At 40.2% G+C, this 18,582-nt stretch carries 18 protein-coding genes; 7 read left to right on the top strand and 11 right to left on the bottom strand.

From position 1 onward, the window contains the following. Positions 1–41: 41 nt before the first annotated feature. Together sppA and MST18_RS05030 are read left to right on the top strand one after the other, a co-directional pair. On the top strand, positions 42–1,067 hold the full coding sequence (sppA, locus tag MST18_RS05025; RefSeq protein ID WP_078192397.1) for a signal peptide peptidase SppA: 1,026 nt from the start codon (positions 42–44) through the stop codon (positions 1,065–1,067). Next, a complete protein-coding gene (locus MST18_RS05030; protein WP_180132909.1) occupies positions 1,064–1,873 on the top strand; it encodes an alpha/beta fold hydrolase in 810 nt (269 codons plus the stop codon). Before sppA ends, MST18_RS05030 begins: the two co-directional genes overlap by 4 nt. 76 nt (positions 1,874–1,949) lie before the next feature. On the opposite strand, the gene MST18_RS05035 is transcribed toward MST18_RS05030, so the two are convergent. The 3 genes from MST18_RS05035 to purM all read right to left on the bottom strand — a co-directional run bounded on the left by MST18_RS05035 (position 1,950) and on the right by purM (position 4,427). Then, positions 1,950–2,387, bottom strand: a complete 438-nt coding sequence (locus tag MST18_RS05035) for an META domain-containing protein (protein ID WP_078192049.1) — start codon at positions 2,385–2,387, stop codon at positions 1,950–1,952. A 330-nt stretch (positions 2,388–2,717) separates the two neighbouring features. Beyond that, complete coding sequence (purN, locus tag MST18_RS05040; protein ID WP_111883942.1) at positions 2,718–3,347, bottom strand: phosphoribosylglycinamide formyltransferase; 630 nt, start codon at positions 3,345–3,347, stop codon at positions 2,718–2,720. A gap of 9 nt (positions 3,348–3,356) precedes the next feature. Then, positions 3,357–4,427, bottom strand: coding sequence for a phosphoribosylformylglycinamidine cyclo-ligase (purM, locus tag MST18_RS05045; protein WP_180132908.1), 1,071 nt, complete (start codon positions 4,425–4,427; stop codon positions 3,357–3,359). Between the two features lie 134 nt (positions 4,428–4,561). Between purM and cxpE the strand changes: the two genes are divergently transcribed. From cxpE to MST18_RS05065, 4 genes are all read left to right on the top strand, one after another. Further along, the gene (gene cxpE / locus MST18_RS05050) at positions 4,562–5,779 is read left to right on the top strand and encodes a chloramphenicol efflux transporter CxpE (RefSeq protein WP_180132907.1); all 1,218 of its coding nucleotides are present in this window, start codon (positions 4,562–4,564) and stop codon (positions 5,777–5,779) included. A gap of 18 nt (positions 5,780–5,797) precedes the next feature. Then, positions 5,798–6,502 (top strand): DnaA regulatory inactivator Hda, encoded by a 705-nt coding sequence (gene hda / locus MST18_RS05055; protein WP_078190380.1) that lies wholly within the window; start codon positions 5,798–5,800, stop codon positions 6,500–6,502. Between the two features lie 118 nt (positions 6,503–6,620). Then, positions 6,621–8,432 (top strand): rhombotarget A, encoded by a 1,812-nt coding sequence (gene rbtA, locus MST18_RS05060; protein WP_180132906.1) that lies wholly within the window; start codon positions 6,621–6,623, stop codon positions 8,430–8,432. A 24-nt stretch (positions 8,433–8,456) separates the two neighbouring features. Further along, on the top strand, positions 8,457–10,871 hold the full coding sequence (locus MST18_RS05065) for a CSLREA domain-containing protein (RefSeq protein ID WP_180132905.1): 2,415 nt from the start codon (positions 8,457–8,459) through the stop codon (positions 10,869–10,871). An 82-nt stretch (positions 10,872–10,953) separates the two neighbouring features. Here the strand turns inward: MST18_RS05065 and MST18_RS05070 are convergent, their stop codons facing one another. The 5 genes from MST18_RS05070 to MST18_RS05090 all read right to left on the bottom strand — a co-directional run bounded on the left by MST18_RS05070 (position 10,954) and on the right by MST18_RS05090 (position 14,243). After that, positions 10,954–11,358: a DUF3106 domain-containing protein gene (locus MST18_RS05070; RefSeq protein WP_078192044.1), complete on the bottom strand. Its 405-nt coding sequence runs from the start codon at positions 11,356–11,358 to the stop codon at positions 10,954–10,956. Then, positions 11,348–11,668 (bottom strand): hypothetical protein, encoded by a 321-nt coding sequence (locus tag MST18_RS05075; RefSeq protein ID WP_078190377.1) that lies wholly within the window; start codon positions 11,666–11,668, stop codon positions 11,348–11,350. The genes MST18_RS05070 and MST18_RS05075 overlap by 11 nt, the downstream gene beginning before the upstream one ends. Continuing rightward, the gene (locus tag MST18_RS05080; protein ID WP_180034434.1) at positions 11,665–12,279 is read right to left on the bottom strand and encodes an RNA polymerase sigma factor; all 615 of its coding nucleotides are present in this window, start codon (positions 12,277–12,279) and stop codon (positions 11,665–11,667) included. The genes MST18_RS05075 and MST18_RS05080 overlap by 4 nt, the downstream gene beginning before the upstream one ends. A 160-nt stretch (positions 12,280–12,439) precedes the next feature. Then, entirely contained in the window at positions 12,440–13,216 is a 777-nt protein-coding gene (locus MST18_RS05085) for an RNA methyltransferase (RefSeq protein WP_078192042.1), read from the bottom strand. A gap of 52 nt (positions 13,217–13,268) precedes the next feature. After that, the gene (locus MST18_RS05090; RefSeq protein WP_078192041.1) at positions 13,269–14,243 is read right to left on the bottom strand and encodes a class 1 fructose-bisphosphatase; all 975 of its coding nucleotides are present in this window, start codon (positions 14,241–14,243) and stop codon (positions 13,269–13,271) included. 184 nt (positions 14,244–14,427) lie between these two features. Here MST18_RS05090 and MST18_RS05095 point away from each other — a divergent pair, with 184 nt between their 5' ends. Next, positions 14,428–14,625 carry an NF038105 family protein gene (locus tag MST18_RS05095; RefSeq protein WP_180132904.1) on the top strand — a complete coding sequence of 66 codons (198 nt, stop codon included), beginning with the start codon at positions 14,428–14,430 and terminating at the stop codon, positions 14,623–14,625. Positions 14,626–14,889: 264 nt separating this feature from the next. Here MST18_RS05095 and pal read toward each other — a convergent pair whose 3' ends face one another. The 3 genes from pal to tolA form a co-directional block, all read right to left on the bottom strand. Beyond that, complete coding sequence (pal, locus tag MST18_RS05100; RefSeq protein ID WP_180132903.1) at positions 14,890–15,459, bottom strand: peptidoglycan-associated lipoprotein Pal; 570 nt, start codon at positions 15,457–15,459, stop codon at positions 14,890–14,892. Between the two features lie 68 nt (positions 15,460–15,527). Beyond that, on the bottom strand, positions 15,528–16,811 hold the full coding sequence (tolB, locus tag MST18_RS05105) for a Tol-Pal system beta propeller repeat protein TolB (protein WP_180132943.1): 1,284 nt from the start codon (positions 16,809–16,811) through the stop codon (positions 15,528–15,530). Positions 16,812–17,255: 444 nt separating this feature from the next. Then, positions 17,256–18,581, bottom strand: a complete 1,326-nt coding sequence (gene tolA / locus MST18_RS05110; protein ID WP_180132902.1) for a cell envelope integrity protein TolA — start codon at positions 18,579–18,581, stop codon at positions 17,256–17,258. Between the last annotated feature and the right edge of the window lies 1 nt (position 18,582).

An 18,582-nucleotide genomic window follows, 5' to 3' on the forward strand; every position in this document is an offset into this window, starting at 1 on the left:
GTATATAATGACTACAAATTAACGATCAAATGGGTTTTTTTATGTCCGAATGGCCACCAAAACCTGAAGAAAAACAGCAAAGTTCTTCAAACAATATTCAGCAGCCAACTGGAAATGAATGGAAAATATTAGAAAAAGCCGTGCTTTCTTCCGTTGAAGAACAACGTAGAGCACGTAGATGGGGTATATTTTTTAAATTTTTAACCTTTGCTTATTTGTTATTTATTATCATTGCGATGGCAAAAAGTTGTAGCATGTCGTCATCTGATCCAGCAGCGACAGCGGGTTCACATATTGCTGTGGTTGATATCATTGGGACCATTGCAGCGGACAAGCAAAGTGTAAACAGTGCAAATACCATCAAAGCTCTGAAAAAAGCCTATGAAAACAAACAAAGCAAAGCGATTGTTTTAAATATTAATTCACCAGGTGGTTCACCTGTTCAGTCTGATGAAATTTGGCAAGAAATTCAGTACTTGAAAAAAGCCCATACCGATAAAAAACTGTATGCCATTATTGGTGATACAGGCGCTTCAGGTGCGTACTATATTGCGTCTGCGGCAGATGAAATTATTGTCAATCCTTCAAGTTTAGTGGGTTCGATTGGCGTGATCATGCCGAATTATGGTGTTAGTGGTTTGATGCAAAAATTCGGTGTAGAAGATCGCACCATGACTTCGGGTGAGAACAAAGCCATTTTATCCATGACTCAACCTGTAGATGCAGCACAAAAAGCACATGTTCAAGGTGTACTTGATAATGTTCATGCGCATTTCATTAACGCAGTGAAGGAAGGTCGCGGTAAGAAATTAAAATCAAATGATCCAGCTATTTTCTCAGGTTTATTTTGGACGGGTGATCAGGCTGTGAAGCTAGGTATTGCTGACCGTACAGGTAGTTTAAATAGCCTGAAACGTGAATTGAAAACTGAAAAAGCCGTGAACTACACCATTGAAAATAGTCCGTTTGATTCTGTACTAGGTCGTATGGGAAGTTCATTTGGTCAAGGTTTGGCAAGCGCATTGTCACAACAGGTTCAATCTGAAAACAGCACGAAATTACAATGAAACCGTTAATTCATTTTGCGCACGCCAATGGCGTGCCATCACGGGTTTATCAAAAATTGTTTGATTTACTGAGTGATGAATATGATGTGATCTATGTGCCGTTACTTGGGCCAGATAAGCGTTACCCAATCGATAACCATTGGAAGAGCTTAACACAGCAAGTCATTGACAGTATTGTACGTCAGGCCAATGGTCGTAAGGTGATTGGATTAGGTCACTCATTAGGTTCGGTTTTAACATTTCAGGCTGCATTACAACGCCCAGAATTGTTTGAACAAGTGTTAATGATTGATCCGCCTATGATCATGGGTAAAGAGTCTTTTGCTTTGCACATCGCAAAACTCCTCAAACTTAAAGTCGTCGATAAAATGTCCCCAGCAGGTTTGTCGAAGCGTCGTCGTGATCATTGGGACAGCCGTGAACAAGCAGCAGAGCTTTTAAGGCCGAAAGGTTTTTATAAAGATTTCGATCCAGACTGTTATCAAGCTTATATTGATCATGCCTTGATGGACGATAAACTGCGTGGTGGGGTGGAATTGACGATTTCACGTGATGATGAGGTTCATATTTTTCGAACTAATCCTTCACTGTGGTGGTTACCTCATGCTCAACCACAAGTACCTGTACAGCAGTTAATTGCAGAGCAGGGACCATTTTTAGCTCGGCACTTTCCACAAAAGGTTGAGAAAAAATTTGGGATTCCATTTAAAGTTGCTGCGGGGAGTCATATGTTCCCCTTAGAACATCCTGTAGAAACTGTGGAATTGATCAAAGATTTACTTAAATCGTCTAAGCGTCATCATTGAACCTTAAAAACGACAACACAAAAAAAGCACTCTATAGAGTGCTTTTTTTATGAATGAAACATTCTACTTTTGAGATTTATTTCGCATTTTCAAATTGTAAAACAACTTTGTTGTTGGCATCTAAAAATTTCAAATGATCTTTAGAGGCATCATAATGAGTAACTTGGCTCAATGCCTGCGAAAAATGTTGAGGAATATTTGTCGCAGTCAAACATGCTCTTTGTGTTGTAGCAAGGTTTGAAAATTGGATTTTTGTGTTTTGCACAGCGTAACCACCCATGAATCGATTACAACCATCTGAACCACTTACACGAGTGTCGTCGAAAGTGATGGTGGGTACGTTCGAATTGTTAGGGTCAGCTTCAAGCTTAACGCCTTGAATTTCACTCGCAACCCAATTTTTGTTTTGTAATTTATCTAAATTACGATCAGTAGCCGGATTTGATGTCGTAGCACAACCAATCATACCCAGTGTTATACATGCACAAGTCGCCAGTGTGATGGATTTTAACATGTGATTTTCTCCACTTTTGTTTGAAGGATGTAATATTTCAAGATTTATAAGGTTTACTAATTGCAATTTAAGCTTATTATTTTAATGATGCTAAAAGCTTTAATTTAACTAAAAACTACATATTGATCATAAAGTTGAACATTCTGCAAAAATGGATTTTAGATTTTAGATTTTAGATTTTAGATTTTAGATTTTAGATTTTAGATTTTAGATTTTAGATTTTAGATTTTAGATTTTAGATTTTAGATTTTAGTAATAAATAGAGTTTTATTTGGCACTGAAAAACAAAACGCACCCTAAGATGCGTTGATTGTTAAATTATACAGTTGCTTAGAACTTACAGAATTGAACAGGTTGTTGCAAAGGCTCGCCACGATATAAAACACCGTTTTCAGTGTGTTGAATGGTGCCATTACAAATCCATTCTGCCACTTGAGGGTAAATCACATGCTCAAGCACGTGAACCCGATCTGCAAGACTTTCAGCATGATCATGCACATTGACTTTAAGTACGCCTTGAGCAAGCGCTTGACCAGCATCCAGCTCTGCAGTCACATAGTGAACTGTACAGCCATGGAAGACATCACCGGTGTTTAAAACACGTTGATGAGTATGCATTCCTTTATAATTTGGCAGCAGAGAAGGGTGGATGTTAATCATTTTTCCTTCCCATGCTTTGACAAATTTTGCGCTTAAAATGCGCATAAAGCCTGCCAAAATGACCAAATCAACATCCCAGTCGAGCAGTTGTTGATGCATCACATCATCAAAAGCTTCACGACTTGGATATTGCTTATGTTCAATGACTGCAGTTGCAATCTTTGCTTTTCTTGCACGTTGCAGTGCAAAAGCGTCAGGTCTATTGGAAATCACCCCAACGATTTGACCTGATAGATTGGCATCGATCAGGGCTTGCAGGTTAGATCCGCTGCCTGAAACAAGTACAGCAATTTTAATCATGAACGTTGCTTATGCGAAAACTACACGGATTTTTTCGTCAGCGCCTTCAACAGATTCAGCATTATCTGCAATGTGACCCATTGTGAATGCTTTTTCGCCAAGGCTAGTGAGTAATTCAACTGTTTTGTCAGCATCGGCTGCATCAACCACGAGAACCATACCTACGCCACAGTTAAATGTGCGGTACATTTCAAATTGTTCAACACCACCTTCTTTTTGAAGTAGTTTGAATAATTCTGGCCATTCCCAAGATGCTTCATTGACTACCGCTTGAGCACCATTTGGCAGTACGCGAGGTAAGTTACCCGGTAAACCGCCGCCTGTGATGTGCGCCATAGCGTGTACATCCACTTCTTTCAATAACTGAAGAATTGGTTTTACATAAATACGTGTTGGTTCCATTGCTGTATCTGCAAGTGGACGACCATCAACGATTTGAGTAAGGTCAACGTTTTTCACATCTAAAATTTTACGAAGAAGTGAGTAACCGTTTGAGTGTGCGCCAGAAGATGCAACACCAACTAAAACGTCACCCGCTTTAACTTTAGAGCCATCAATAATTTTACTTTGCTCAACTACACCTACGCAGAAACCTGCAAGGTCATAGTCTTCGCCTTCATACATACCTGGCATTTCAGCAGTTTCACCGCCAACCAATGCACAGCCTGCAAGTTCACAACCCGCACCGATACCAGTTACAACATTTGCTGCAACGTCAACGTTGAGGTGGCCAGTTGCATAGTAGTCAAGGAAGAACAGTGGTTCAGCACCACATACAAGAAGATCGTTTACGCACATTGCAACCAAGTCTTGACCAATTGTGTCATGACGGTTCAAATTCAATGCTAAACGTAATTTTGTACCAACACCATCTGTGCCAGATACGAGAACAGGTTCTTCATAACCTTTAGGAATTTTACAAAGAGCGCCAAAGCCGCCTAGGCCGCCCATTACTTCAGGACGTGCAGTACGTTTCGCGACAGATTTGATACGATCGACTAACGCGTCGCCCGCTTCAATGTCGACACCTGCATCTTTGTAGCTTAAACCAGTGTTTGGGGTAGAAGTTGAGTTGCTCATAATGAAGTCTCCGCATTCGCGCGGGGATTATAACCTGAATATGCAAAACTCTTATGCTATTTCGCACTAAAATGTTATCTTTATTAAAATATTTTCCTTTCTATAACGATTACATTGAAAAAAGGTGACTTTATATGGGTGATCGCACCTTGCACCGAATATTTATTCTTGCTGGGATAGCATTGATCATATGGGTTTTATACTTATTAAAGCCTGTAGTTGTTCCTTTTATCGGCGCATTTCTAATTGCATATTTATTTAGCCCTTTAGTCGATAAATTACATAATATTGGCTTGCCGCGCTGGTTATCTATCAGTTTGGTCTTTATTGGAATTGGTGTCGCTATATTCCTTGCAATGTGGTTCCTCGTACCACTGGTATGGGAACAGTTGATGTATGCGAAAAACAATATTCCAAACAATATTCATTGGGTCAACTATACATTCCTGCCGTGGTTATCAGAGACATTTAATCTTGTACCGATGGAAATTGATACAGAGCAAATGTCAGCAGCGATCATGGAGTATATTCAAACCAACTATAGTGCAGACAGTATCCAAGCCATGTTGTTAAAAGTGGCACAATCGGGTCTGAATTTCATACAGATTGGTGGCACGATTGTCTTAATTCCAATCATAGCTTTCTATTTCTTATTAGATTGGGAACGAATGTTAGAAAACATGCGTCGCCTTATTCCACGCAAATACGAAAAAAGCACATTAACCATCGTAGGCGAATGTCATGAAGTTCTAGGCGCGTTTGTAAAAGGCCAGTTCTTGGTAATGTTCTTATTGGGCGTTGTATATGCGGTTGGACTTCAATTGGTGGGTATTGAGGTCGGCATCATCATCGGGATGATTGCGGGTCTAGCCAGTATTATTCCGTATTTGGGTTTTGCGGTTGGTATTATTTCGGCAATTGTGGCTTGCCTGTTCCAATTCGGTTTGGATTGGGTGCATTTGGCCTTAGTACTGGTGGTATTCATGGTAGGGCAGGCAATAGAAGGTTATATTTTACAGCCTTTCTTATTAGGCGACAAAATTGGTTTGTCTCCTGTGGCAGTGGTATTTGCAGTCCTTGCAGGCGCGCAATTGGCAGGACTCCTCGGAATGCTCATTGCACTACCCGTTGCAGCGATTATTGTGGTCTTATTACGTCATGCACGCGAAAATTACGAGAAAAGTAATTTATACCGAAATGATGTACTTGTCGTAAATGATGCTGCAAGTGGCACTTTAAACGTAGAAACCAATCAAGTTGCTGTCGATATTGAGCTCAAAAATCAGTCTGCAAATTCGCTGCAAGATCCTGAAATTTCGAGTAACATTGAAAGATCAGAACATAAAGATTGATAAGGCCAAAATATAGATATGCGTCAATTGCAGCTAGATATAGAACCACAACTCGATGCTCGAATTAGTGATTTTTCTGGGCCGAGTTGGGGGCATGTAATCGATGGTGTTCGTCAGTTACATGCTGGTTTAATGAATCGTTTCTATATCTATGGTGGAGCTGGCACAGGAAAAAGCCATTTACTGTCTGCAATATGTGACTCCTATTTAGAAATTGGTAAATCAGCAATTCAAGTTTCATTGCTTGAATTGCTCGATGCTCCCACTGAAGCGATTACTTCGCTCGATCGCTATGACTTGGTGGCTTTAGACGATATTGAAGCGATTAGCGGAGTTCCACATTGGCAAAAAGCTGTTTTTCACCTGATTAATTATAATAACGAAGAAGGTGGTCAATTGGTCTTTTCATCTCGGCTGGCGCCCATTGAACTCAAACTTGAACTGCCAGATTTACAGTCTCGATTAACTCAGGCTGTCAGTGTAAAAGTACCAAATGGTAGTTTATACGCAGACCGACAAGCACTCGTAAACTCTGTTTTGGCGCGACGTGGCATCCATATGGATCAACAAATTGTAGATTATTTGTTGGCACATGGGCCGCATCAGGCATCCATTTTACTTAGATCTTTAGAACAACTGATTCAGATGTTAAAAGGTGAAAAAGTCAAATTGAGTCATGCCAATTTAAGACAAATTTTTGCCCTAATTGATGAATATCGGTAAGCAATAAAAATTCTTGAGTAATTACTCAAGCTGTGACAAAGTACATAAAAATATTTTAATGTTGCAAGGATTGTGCAACTTAAGAATAAAAAGATAAAAAATATTTAAGGAGATGGATATGCTCAAACAGAGCATAGGTATTGGCATGCTTCTCATGGCAGGTCATGCATTTAGCGCAGAAATTACCGTTACAACTACTGAAGATGTTGTAAAGGATGACAAGGAATGTTCACTTCGTGAAGCCATAGAATATATCAATAATGGTATGCCAGAAGCCGGATATAATGGTTGCGGAGGTAAAGACGCCTATGCCTCAATTTCTCTGAAAAAAAATGAAGTTTATAAACTCACTAAAAAAATTGATATTAAAGCAGAACTGAATCTGAAAACGGCGTATGACAGTAACGTCAATGAAGATGTCGTACTCGGTCTTAATAATGCCGTCATTGAAATGACGGGTAAGGATCAAATTTTTAATATTAATGATGGCGAAAAAGAACTACTTGCGATCAATTTTAAAGAAATTTCATTTAAAGGATGTAAGCAAGATCAATGTGCTGATAAAGGCGGCATCATTTTTAATAATGAAAAACTCACACTTGAAAATGTAAAGTTTGAAGATGGCTATGCACGACTAGGTGGTGCAATCTACAATGTTGGATTTTCAGAAGATGGCGCAGCTGTAGCAAGCCGTCTATATATACGAACCACGATTTTTCAAAACAACAAAGCGGTAGATGGTGGTGCAATTTACTCAGAAGCACCGGCTTATGAAATCTATACATCTTTGTTCAAAAATAATGAAAGCACTTCTGGTCGAGCGATTGTTTACAATCAAAATGGGCTCGCAGACATCAGCAAGTTGGTGTTCAGTAACCCTCAAAATATCATTGCCAATAGTACCTTTTTCAAAAACAAAGGTTTTGCTGTCAACTTACGTGATGGTTTAGCACTCAATAATATTACAGTACTGAAGAACAGTGGCGGTATCGAACTAAATAGTACCTCTGAGCATGCTTATTTAGCCAATAGTGTGGTGATTGGTAATGCGCTCAGTGGTACCGCTCAAGATTGTAAAGTCGTGAACTCAGGAACAGACCAATCTGTTTTTTATAACAACTTAGTGGCTGCGAGTTGTCCTGTTGGGCCTGCTGCAAATTTAAATGATGTATGGTCTGGGACGAGTTTAATTGCGGGTGAAGATGAAGGTAGCTGTAAAACCTTAACAGAAGATCGTAATGCACTTTTCTGTCCATTTACCACAGCAAATAACGCATTTATTGGTTATTTACGTCCTCGTATTTTATTAGATTACGAAACGATTTTCTCAAGCCCGATATTAAATAAGGGGAAGACCACAGCCGATGGCAATGAGCATCATGTGTATTGCGAGTCTTCTGATCAGCGAGGAAAAAATCGTAATTTGGATGATGTTTGGTGTGATCGTGGTGCAATCGAAATTGTGGTTCCTGTGAGCATGCCTCGATTAGGTAAAGACATTCGTACAGGTGAAGTGGCCAAGTTTAATATTTTAGATGCATTAGGTGACAGTGATTTAATTCCAAAAGAAGAATGTACAAAAGTGATGGGTATGGCAAATCCAACGGGTGAGCCATGGCAAGATGGTTGCCCAATAATTGTACAAAGCACCGAATCTAAAGGTAAATTTACACTGAATTTGAATGGTGATTTTGAATACACGCCAAATGGAAATTGGCATGGCGCAGATATTTTTGAATTGCGTGTGGTGACGTCTTCAACCCGTTTTAATACTTCGGCAAAAAATTATTTAGCTGCAGAAGTGCGTATTTTCCAAGAACCAAACAATGAAATGGAAAGTAAAACAGTTAAAACATCAGGTGGTGCTCTAGGCTGGGCAGGTATTTTTGCACTACTTGGCTTAGTTGGATTTCGTCGCTTTAAAAAATAGTCTGGATAGAATTAAGGACAGCACATGAAAAATTATAAAAAAGGATTGCTGGCGGTCATGGTCCTTGCGGCTATGTCATCTATGGCAGCGACAAGTAACATCATCAAAGTTACGACCTTTGAGGATGAAAATGGTGAAAATCTCAATCAATGTTCTTTACGTGAAGCGATTGAAACTGCACGTAAAAACAAATCTTTTGGTGGATGTAATGTCGGCAATCCAAATAATGGGCAGACCGATTATATTCAACTTGAAGCAGGTGAATATCTTCTGACCAAAGGTGAGTTAGTTCCGCTCAATCAGATCGTGATTGAGGGGAAAAGTCGCTTTAACTATGATTCAAAAAATTTACTGACGCAGAAATTTCCTGCCTATGAAGATATTAGAACGACGATTAATGCCCAAGGCAAATCGCGTATTTTTAATACTTCACGCTCAGAAGCCAACTTTATCGTCAATAATGTACGCCTTACTGGCGGGATGGCAGAAGACCGTGGTGGTGCCTTGTATTTAGGGGGAGCATTTACCTTAAATAATGGTGCAATAGAAAACTCTCAAGCTAAAGTTGCTGGCGGTGCGATCTACTCCGTTGCACATAATATGTCGAAAAAAACATTATTGGTGAGCAGTTTAGTTCAGGGTAACATCGCACCTAAAGGTAGTGTTGTCGCTATGGACTGTATCGGGAACTTGGGGGATACCCAGCCTGAAATTGTGTTCCAGCAAAGCAGTATTATTCAAAATGGTTCATCCACGAGTAATAGTGTGATGGACTTCTGTGGAAATGCCAAAGTTGAACTGACAGCAAATACGATTGCAAAAAACCAAGCAAATCCAAATACGGGTAGTATTATCCGTGCCATTTCTCAGGGAACGGAACGTTTAAGTGCTTTTTCTAGCTTCGTTTTAACCAGTAATACAATAGTCGAAAATAATGCGGCTAGTACCTATTATTATGATAACAATGGTACAAAGGCTTGGTATTTCAATGTATTGGCCTACAATACTGGTGGAAAATCTTGTCGTTATCTGAATAATGCAGTACCTGATAATGGTCAAAAATTTGTGGCAAGTAATAATGCATTTGAACTGGCAGCCGCACAGTGTGATTTACCAGAAAGTGTGCTGAATAGTACGGAAAGCTTTCTGCAAAACCATGATGTAAGTAGCTATGCTATGGGGACTTTGTTAAGCGCACTACAAACAAAATCTGCTTATAATTTGTATTTACCTTTGTATTATCCGAAAGCGATCGGCAGTGGTTTTGACTTAATCAATCTTGGCTTAGACGGCTGTAGTGATGCAGATCAACGGGGCATTTTGCGGATCACAGATGGTACTTTACAGTTATCACCTACGCAAAGAAACACATGTGATATTGGTTCGGTTGAGTTAATGAATTTAACCGCAGCAGATATGGCAGATATTACCAATGAGTCTTTAACAGCTCTGCAAGATAAGTATCAAAATACAATTGATGCTTTGAAAAAGGATATCGACGATCCAGATTATGCAGAATACAAAGTTGCCAATCAGGATGATTTAACAAAATACGAAGCGGTATTCAGTGCATTAAAAAATAACCTCAAATATCGTGCGGTTTATTTTGATCCATTCCCAGCATCATTACCTCAAGAAGAGTCTGTGAACGGAAGTGCTGAAACACGACAAATTGCCTTAAATGCTGACAACTATACCGTGACGACTTCACCAATCGGCATTGGTAGTGAAATTACGGTGTCTAGTACAGGCGAAGCAAGTATTGTGGGTAATCCACCACATGACCTGCACTGTGATTGGGATGCGGGAATAAAACAAATCGTTATATATCGCACTAGTGGAGCAACAACAGCACCTACCGAATACGGTTTTTGTAAATATACGCTAAAACAAAAGACAGGGAGTCAGGCGGAATCTTCTGGTGTAGTACGTGTGGCATTTAAAAATATGACCCCAGTGGCCAAAGCTGCGCAATATACGATTAGTCCGTCAAATAATTTGTCTGTTACCGTCAATAATTTATTAGAAAATGCTAATGATCATGGTGAAGGTCCAGTTGCATCTATGCCAGCAGGTAAATTGGTATGGCATAAAAATGAAGAAGGCCAAATTATTCCCATTCGCTTTACGAAAATCCCAGCAGGTTTAAACTTTGAAGCTGAGTATAGTGGCAGTTGCCCAGCAAGTTATTTAAAGGAAACTTGCTACGGTGGCAAGATTACCTTCTCAGTAAAAAATGGCTTTAGTCAGTTTGACTATCCTGTTGAATATAGCGTTGTCGATAGTGATGGCATTGCATCAAGCAATGCAATTCTGACTCTTAAGAATACCGCGAAAAACACCAACTCCTCTTCTAGCGGCGGTGGCTCAATGGGAGTATTTGGACTGTTGGCATTGATTGGTTTAGGTGTGTATCGTCAGCGTCGGTTGAGCAAGTAATACAATAAAAAAGCCTCGATAAGAGGCTTTTTTATGGCTTAACTAATGGATTTGATTTTTCGCAACATGCTGCTGTTTTAGATTAGTGAGCGACAGCGATAGGCTGTAAATATTTGTTGATATATTCATCGCGAATAGCAGGTCTTTCATCAGGACTAGCTTTTTGCATACGTGTCGCGAGTTCTTTACGTTCTAAAGTACTCATTTTTTGCCATGTTTCGCGCATACGCTGCTTTTCACTATCTGGAAGTTGGGTGAACCAATCCATGCGCTGTTGCAAGCTGACACGTTGATCTGCAGGAATCTCTTTGAGAGCCTGATACTTTTTAATTAAAGCCTGTTGTTCTGCTTCAGATAGCGAATCCCAAGTTTCATTGACTTGAGTATCTGCATCTTTTGAAAATATCCAAAAGCGATCAAAGCCAGCAAAACTGGTTTGCAAAAAACTAAAAGCACAGAATGCAATTGCTAATTTTTTAGCTGCCATGTGGAACTTTGTCCTCACCCAGAACCATCAACATTTCAAGATCTTCCACCATTTGAGGGGAGAGCTTAGGGGTTGAAATCACCTGATTTTGTGGTTTGTCATCCAGTACAGTCGCATTCGGTAAAATGACAAAACCTGCAATTGCTGCTGCAAGTGCAAAGCCAGACATTTTCCAGAAACCATAACGAGAAGTTTCGCGCTGATGAATATCTTCAAGCACGTTATTCATGACAGTTGCTTTGTCTTTATGGTGCTGTGCGAGTCCATCAAGTTTGGAAGTTACTTGCTTTAAGAAATCATCTTGTTTCATTCGGATGATCCTCCCATATGTGGATTCAAATGTGCCAAAGCGGTACGTAAACCTTGAATGGCACGGTGGTAATGTGTTTTCACACTGCCTTCGGAACAATTCATAATTTCTGCAGTTGTATGCGTATCAAAGCCTTCCCAAGCTCGCAACATAAATGCTTGTTGCTGGCGGACTGGAAGTTCTGCGATAGCATCTTGTATTTCCTCTGCAGTGACAGCCTGATCCAGAAAGTCGAAAGGGTTTGGTGTAGTTTCATCTACCACATCCTGTATCTCGACATCGTCGTCATCTAGGCTGACTTTTCTAAATAGGGAAAACGGCTGTGAACGACGTGCTTCTTTTCGACGCCAGTCTTGCAGCTTGTTATTTAAAATGGTGTAAAACAGGGGATACCATTCCTCTGTGGACTTTTCAGCATAAGCTTTATGTAAGGAAATAAAGGCTTCTTGCACCAAGTCCATGGCAATGCCATGTTGACCGTGCGTTGCACTTTCCATCATTACTAAAGCACGCCCCGTCACTTCATTCATGAAGTTTTTCAGGCGAGACTCAGCCGTGCTTTTTAAAACACTGCTGTCTTGCGTCTCGGACTTTTTGGGTGCTAAATCCATAGAGATGGAAAATCCTGTCATCGGATACCCACCATTATTTCCATATTCATATACAAATAACGATGGAAATAACGGTTAGGTTGACAAAAAGAATTATTATTTTTTCTAGTGTAGTCTATTTTTTTCAGGCTTAAGCGCTAAATACAATAAAATAACGATTTTACTGACGCTGACGTACCATTTCAAAAAAACAGATCGAGCCAGCAATGGCTACGTTTAATGATTCTTGACCACCCGGTTGAGGAATCGCAACGGCTTCTGCATGTTGTAATGCATATTCAGAAACACCTTGACCTTCATTGCCTAAAATCCACACACATTGTTTGCGTAAATTTTTGCTATATAGGTTTTCAGACTGATGTGAGCTTGTTGCATACACTGGAATTTTGAATTTCGTCAAAATATCTTCAAGGGCAATATTTTCAAAGGTATTTAATGAAAAATGTGCGCCCATACCTGCGCGTAATACACGCGGTGACCAGAGCGATGCAGAGCCTTTGGTACAAACAACTTGCTCAATACCCGCTGCGGCAGCAGAACGGAGTAGGGTGCCTACATTACCGGGGTCTTGAATGTTGTCTAAAATTAAGGTGTCTTCACTGAAGTTAAGCGCTTCACTTGAACTTGGTAAATCCACAATCGCTAAGCAAGCAATAGATGTTCCAAGTGTACTGATATCTTTATATAAAGATTCACTTAGAATGAACACCGCACCTTGATATTGTTCCGCAATGCGGTCGAAATCAGCATGGTTAATTGCTTGTTCAGTGGTGAAAATCGATTTGATTGGACGTTTTGAGTCTAACCATGACAACACCAAGTGTGTGCCTTCCAAAACAGTTTGACCTTGTTTTTTACGGTAGGCATTTTGTTCGATTAAGCCACGAAGGTGCTTAATTTTTGGGTTGTCTTTTGATTCGAGATAAATCAGAGCCATGAGGGAGATATCCACGAAAGTCAGCAAAAATACTGACTTTCGTTATAAGAAATTAATTATGGTATGACGTAACTAGGTCAACTTCGTTTTTAGAACCAATAATCACAGGTACACGTTGATGAAGTTCTGTAGGTTGGATGTCTAGAATGCGGACACGGCCTGTTGTAGACGCACCGCCAGCTTGTTCCATCAACATACTCATTGGGTTTGCTTCGTACATTAAACGTAGACGACCTGCTTTTTTCGGATCTTTGAAGTCGTATGGATACATGAAGATACCGCTACGGCAAAGAATACGATGAATATCACCCACCATACATGCGACCCAACGCATATTGAAGTCTTTTTCACGCGGGCCAGTTTTACCTGCAAGAAGTTCGTCGATATAACGTTTTACAGGTTCTTCCCAGTGACGTTGGTTCGATGCATTAATTGCATATTCTTTAGTGTCTGCTGCAACCGCAATCGCATCTTTAGTTAATAAGAATTCTTTGCTTTCTGGATCAAAAGTAAAGAAGACTACGCCAGCACCGACAGTTAGAGCCATCATTGTTGATGGGCCATACAGTACATAACCTGCAGCCGCTTGGTTAACTCCCGCTTGCATGAAATCTTCAGCTTGCGTTACGGCATTTTTTGCAGGAAGAATTGAGAAAATTGTGCCAACACACATGTTGATATCGATGTTGCTTGAACCATCTAATGGGTCGAACAAGACAAGATAATCACCATTTTCTTGAGCTGGCGTGAATTCATCTAATTCTTCAGATGCCAGACCGCCGACATGTGGATGAACTTTTAATGCATCGATGAGGTAATCATTTGAAATGACATCAAGTTTCTTTTGTTCTTCACCTTGAACGTTTTCGTGTTGCGCGCTACCCAATACACCAGCCAAAGCACCTTTTTGTAAAAGAAGGTCGATGTCTTTGCATGTATTACCAATTGTTTCAATAACTTGTGCTAATGCAGGAGTAAGATTACCACTTTGTTGTTGTAGAAATTGGGAAAGGGTGAGATTTGACATAACCGGAAAACTCCAAATATTAATTTATCAAAAATGATAAAAATGTGATTGTGCAACATTTTAGATGAGAACGAAGGAAAAGAAAAATTAAACTAGACTATTTGTCGTGATTTTACCCTTGCAAGTCCTGAATAACATGCTATGTTGAATCTAATGTATAAATCGAAAGACAGGGAGCACAACAATGACCACACAAAAATTTGATGCGACTCCGACTGCAACTGAGGGATTGAATTTAGACGATATTTCTGCGGATACCGTAAAAGCTGCGTGGAGCAGTTACGAATCAAAAGCAGAGTATAAAAAGTTCAATAAACATGACCTCATTGAGTCGATGCAAACAGAAAAAGAAAATGCTGAACATCCAGAAGCAGAAGCGTAATGATTTGGATTGTTAAGCTAATTTTCTAGTTGGTAAAGCTAAGGATCTCGTTTTAAAAGTCGTTCATTTGCATTTTTAATTGGATATTTTCTTAAGTTCTAAAGCCGCTAATCGAATTTATCCTGAGTTAAAGGGCTAAATTGAGTTAAAGCAAAGAACGTTGAATAGAACGGTGCAAATGAAACGATATAAATTAAATGATACGGGTTAAATAAAAAAGCACTCATTAATGAGTGCTTTTTTTAGCTCAGACTTTTTCAAGTCTTATTTAAGTAGCGGAGGAACAGCTTCGTAGTTAATTTCTACGCGGCGGTTTTCTTTCCATGCATTTTCATCATGACCCGCATTGATTGGCATTTCTTTACCATAACTAACTGCTTCAAGCTGATTTGGACTTACACCCGTTGTAATCAGGAAGCTTTCAACAGCTTTGGCACGACGTTCACCAAGTGCCATGTTGTATTCACGAGTACCACGTTCATCGGTGTGACCTGTTAAAGCAACGCGTGAGTTTGCATTAGCAACAAGGAACTGTGCATGAGCTTGAAGGGTTTGTAAGTCTTCATTGCTTAGCTCTGTACTGTCGTAGTCAAAGTGTACTACGCGCTTCGCTAAAAATGCTTTATTCGCTTCAGTTACACCTTTAGATGATGCACCCGCTAGGTTTTGTGCATTGAGTGCTGCATCTTCACTTAAACCAGAAGTGTTTACAGTGGTTGAGCTATTTGGGTTTTGTCCTGCTTGTACGTCTGCTGTAGGTTTACGGCTGGCACAACCAGTCATTACTAATGCTGTAGCTAAAACAGGTAATGCAATCAGTTTCATCGCGTTCATATTGATCTCCATGACGGTTATTTATGATGTTTCATTAAAAAGTTATTGTTGAATAAATCATGCAGTGTTTATTTCGGTGCCCAAGCTGGTTCACGAACTTCACCTTGTTCACTTGGTAAGTTCATGCGGAAACGACCATCTAAAGACATGATCGAGAGCAAACCACGGTTTGCTTCACGTGTTGCATACACCACCATTTGACCATTTGGAGAGAAGCTTGGGGATTCATCTAAACTTGTTGGTGTTAAAATATTGGTTACACCAGAACCAATGTCTTGAACCGCAACTTTATAGTTACTACCGCTAGGACGATGCACCAAAGCTAATTTTTTACCATCAGCACTTAAAGTGCCACGGGCATTAAATGCACCACGGAAAGTTAAACGTTTTACACTTTCAGCACTTAAGTTGTAGGTATAAATTTGTGGAGAGCCACCACGGTCAGAGGTGAAAATAAATGATTTACCGTCAGGGGCATAACGAGCTTCTGTATCAATCGCTGTGTCATTGGTCATGCGTTTTAATTGGCGAGTCTGTAAATCCATTTGATAGATTTCAGGATTGCCATGCATTGAAGCGGTAAACAACATCGATTTACCATCAGGTGAGAAGCTTGGAGCACCATTTAAACCACGGAAACTTGCAACTTTTTCACGGCTACCAGTTGCTAAGTCTTGAATGTAAATTGCAGGGCGTTTGGTTTCAAAAGAAACATAAGCTAGCTTTTTAGCATCAGGTGTCCAAGCAGGGGAAAGGATTGGATCACGTGAAGTCAAAATGGTGCGTGGCTGCTCCCCATCTGTGTCGGCAATTTGTAGGGTATAGCGTTGATCTGGAGTTGCTGCATTACGCAATACATAGGCAATACGTCCGCTGAAGTCACCAGGAATGCCAGTTAAAGCTTGATAGATCGCATCACTGATCATATGCGCTGCTTGACGGTAACGTGAAGCAGGTACAGTGAGTAGTTCATTTAACAGGTATTGTTTTTTTTCAACATCATACAGTTGGTAATGAATTTCATAAGAGCCATCTGCAGTTGTTTTTGATGTACCTGTCACAACATAGGGTACGCCCGAAGCTTTCCATGCTTCTGCATTAGGTGAATTTATTGTTGCAGTTGCAGGTAAGTTTTTAGAGGCACTGGTAAATTTACCTGAGCGGTTCAAGTCATTTTCAACCACAGGATAAATATTTGAGTCATTACTAAAAGGCACGATCGCAATTTTAGGTGCCTCTTCAGGCGCCTTGGTGATTTCAAGATGAAGCTGTGCATGTGTTTGAGTGATTAAAACTGGACTCAAAGCGGTCATAATTGCTAAGCAAAGAAGATGTTTACGCGTCATTTCCATCATTCGCTAACTACTCTAAAAATGTGAGTTATTGTCTGTATTAGGTTGTGTCACATAATGGCATGATTTTGGATTATTAAAAGCATGAAAATATGACTGAACTGTTATAACACTGTGAAAAATGCAGAGATTTTATTCGAGTTCACTGAAGTTTATCTTAAAATTGGTGCAGACAACATCACATTTTGAATTTGAAATGATAATTCTATATAGTTGAAATTTAATTTTTGAATCAAATGTTTAGAAGAAATAAGTAGCTCTTAATTAGGCTGAGCTAGTAAAACTTATATATATGTCATTTTATGAAAAGTGTCGACCAAATAGAATTTGTTTCATTCAAAAAATCAGTGAATGAACCCATCTAATCAATAAATTTTCCAAAGTTTGCCATATTCAGAAGAAATATAAAAAAATCCCCGCAATCAATGCAGGGATTTATCAAACTTAATTTGAAGATCTAAATGTAGAGGTAAAGCTTTGTGCTTCACGTCTAGCATCAGGGTCGCTTGGCATTGGGTACGGTGCTGCAGCACGAACCGCGGCTTCAATACTGGCTTTCATATCAGGGTCACTAGAGTTCACAATAACTGATCGGACTGAACCACTTTCTGATAATGTCACCCGAGCAGTTGCCGATTTACCCGCAGAGTCAGAAGGTGTGTCCCATGCACGACGGATTTTATTTTCAAAATCTTTCTTTGCAGTAGATGCAATCTTCTTCGCTTCAGCCTTTTTCTGTGCGGCTTCTTCAGCTGCTTTTTTAGCTGATGAAGCTTTGGCTTCTTCGGCTGCACGTTCGCGTGCTTCGGCATCGGCTTTAGCCTTTGCATCTGCCTTGGCTTTTGCATCGGCATCTGCTTTACGTTTTGCAGCTTCTGCATTGGCCTTGGCTTTCGCATCAGCATCTGCTTTACGTTTTGCAGCTTCCGCATTGGCTTTAGCTTTTGCATCGGCGTCTGCTTTACGTTTTGCAGCTTCTGCATTGGCCTTAGCTTTTGCATCAGCATCTGCTTTACGTTTTGCAGCTTCTGCATTGGCCTTGGCTTTCGCATCAGCATCTGCTTTACGTTTTGCAGCTTCCGCATTGGCTTTAGCTTTCGCGTCTGCATCTGCTTTACGTTTTGTAGCATCCGCATTTGCCTTGGCTTTTGCCGTTGCTGCAGCTTTGGCTTTGTGAGCTTCTGCTTTTCTTAAAGCATCGGCACGGATTTTTTCAGCCTTGGTTTTGGCATCAGCATCTGCTTTACGTTTTGCTGCTTCAGCATTGGCTTTCGCCGTAGCATCTGCTTTTGCCTTAGTCGCATCCGCTTTGGCTTCTTGTTGTGCTTTTAGTTTTGCAGCTTCAGCCGCTTTAGCTTGTTCTTGAGCACGCTTTGCATTGTCCGCAGCTTTTTGTTCAGCAAGCTGCTGTGCTTTTGCCGCAGCGAGTGCCTGTTGAGCAGCAACCTGTGGATCTGCCTTAGGTGGTTCTGCTGGTTTAGGTGGTGCAGCCGTTGGAATCTCGGGTGCTGGTTCAACGCTAGGTTCTGCTGTTTGCGTGATTTGTTCAGCTACATTTTCATGCGCGGTTTCATCAAACTCTGTGACTTCACGAGTTACAGGTTTCAAATCTTCCGGTTTTACCAAAACAGTGGTTATTTTTTTAGGGGGCTCAGGTGGTTTACTCATGCCAAGATAAAGTAAGCCAACCACAGCGACGATATGAACACCTAGTGTGAAACCAATCGCAACGGCTTTTTGTTTAAAAGGCGGCTTGTTGAAATCTTTCATA

It is taken from the genome of Acinetobacter sp. YH12068_T (genome assembly GCF_024606005.1).
Taxonomy (GTDB): Bacteria; Pseudomonadota; Gammaproteobacteria; order Pseudomonadales; family Moraxellaceae; genus Acinetobacter; species Acinetobacter amyesii.

What these genes read in the sequence shown, in the direction of transcription:
- MST18_RS05080 (WP_180034434.1), bottom strand. Translation starts at nt 12,279, where the DNA reads ATGGATTTAGCACCCAAAAAGTCCGAGACGCAAGACAGCAGTGTTTTA.
- tolA (WP_180132902.1), bottom strand. Translation starts at nt 18,581, where the DNA reads ATGAAAGATTTCAACAAGCCGCCTTTTAAACAAAAAGCCGTTGCGATT.
- hda (WP_078190380.1), top strand. Translation starts at nt 5,798, where the DNA reads ATGCGTCAATTGCAGCTAGATATAGAACCACAACTCGATGCTCGAATT.
- rbtA (WP_180132906.1), top strand. Translation starts at nt 6,621, where the DNA reads ATGCTCAAACAGAGCATAGGTATTGGCATGCTTCTCATGGCAGGTCAT.
- MST18_RS05090 (WP_078192041.1), bottom strand. Translation starts at nt 14,243, where the DNA reads ATGTCAAATCTCACCCTTTCCCAATTTCTACAACAACAAAGTGGTAAT.
- MST18_RS05075 (WP_078190377.1), bottom strand. Translation starts at nt 11,668, where the DNA reads ATGAAACAAGATGATTTCTTAAAGCAAGTAACTTCCAAACTTGATGGA.
- tolB (WP_180132943.1), bottom strand. Translation starts at nt 16,811, where the DNA reads ATGGAAATGACGCGTAAACATCTTCTTTGCTTAGCAATTATGACCGCT.
- MST18_RS05030 (WP_180132909.1), top strand. Translation starts at nt 1,064, where the DNA reads ATGAAACCGTTAATTCATTTTGCGCACGCCAATGGCGTGCCATCACGG.
- purN (WP_111883942.1), bottom strand. Translation starts at nt 3,347, where the DNA reads ATGATTAAAATTGCTGTACTTGTTTCAGGCAGCGGATCTAACCTGCAA.
- pal (WP_180132903.1), bottom strand. Translation starts at nt 15,459, where the DNA reads ATGAACGCGATGAAACTGATTGCATTACCTGTTTTAGCTACAGCATTA.
- purM (WP_180132908.1), bottom strand. Translation starts at nt 4,427, where the DNA reads ATGAGCAACTCAACTTCTACCCCAAACACTGGTTTAAGCTACAAAGAT.
- MST18_RS05035 (WP_078192049.1), bottom strand. Translation starts at nt 2,387, where the DNA reads ATGTTAAAATCCATCACACTGGCGACTTGTGCATGTATAACACTGGGT.
- MST18_RS05085 (WP_078192042.1), bottom strand. Translation starts at nt 13,216, where the DNA reads ATGGCTCTGATTTATCTCGAATCAAAAGACAACCCAAAAATTAAGCAC.
- MST18_RS05065 (WP_180132905.1), top strand. Translation starts at nt 8,457, where the DNA reads ATGAAAAATTATAAAAAAGGATTGCTGGCGGTCATGGTCCTTGCGGCT.
- cxpE (WP_180132907.1), top strand. Translation starts at nt 4,562, where the DNA reads ATGGGTGATCGCACCTTGCACCGAATATTTATTCTTGCTGGGATAGCA.
- MST18_RS05095 (WP_180132904.1), top strand. Translation starts at nt 14,428, where the DNA reads ATGACCACACAAAAATTTGATGCGACTCCGACTGCAACTGAGGGATTG.
- sppA (WP_078192397.1), top strand. Translation starts at nt 42, where the DNA reads ATGTCCGAATGGCCACCAAAACCTGAAGAAAAACAGCAAAGTTCTTCA.
- MST18_RS05070 (WP_078192044.1), bottom strand. Translation starts at nt 11,358, where the DNA reads ATGGCAGCTAAAAAATTAGCAATTGCATTCTGTGCTTTTAGTTTTTTG.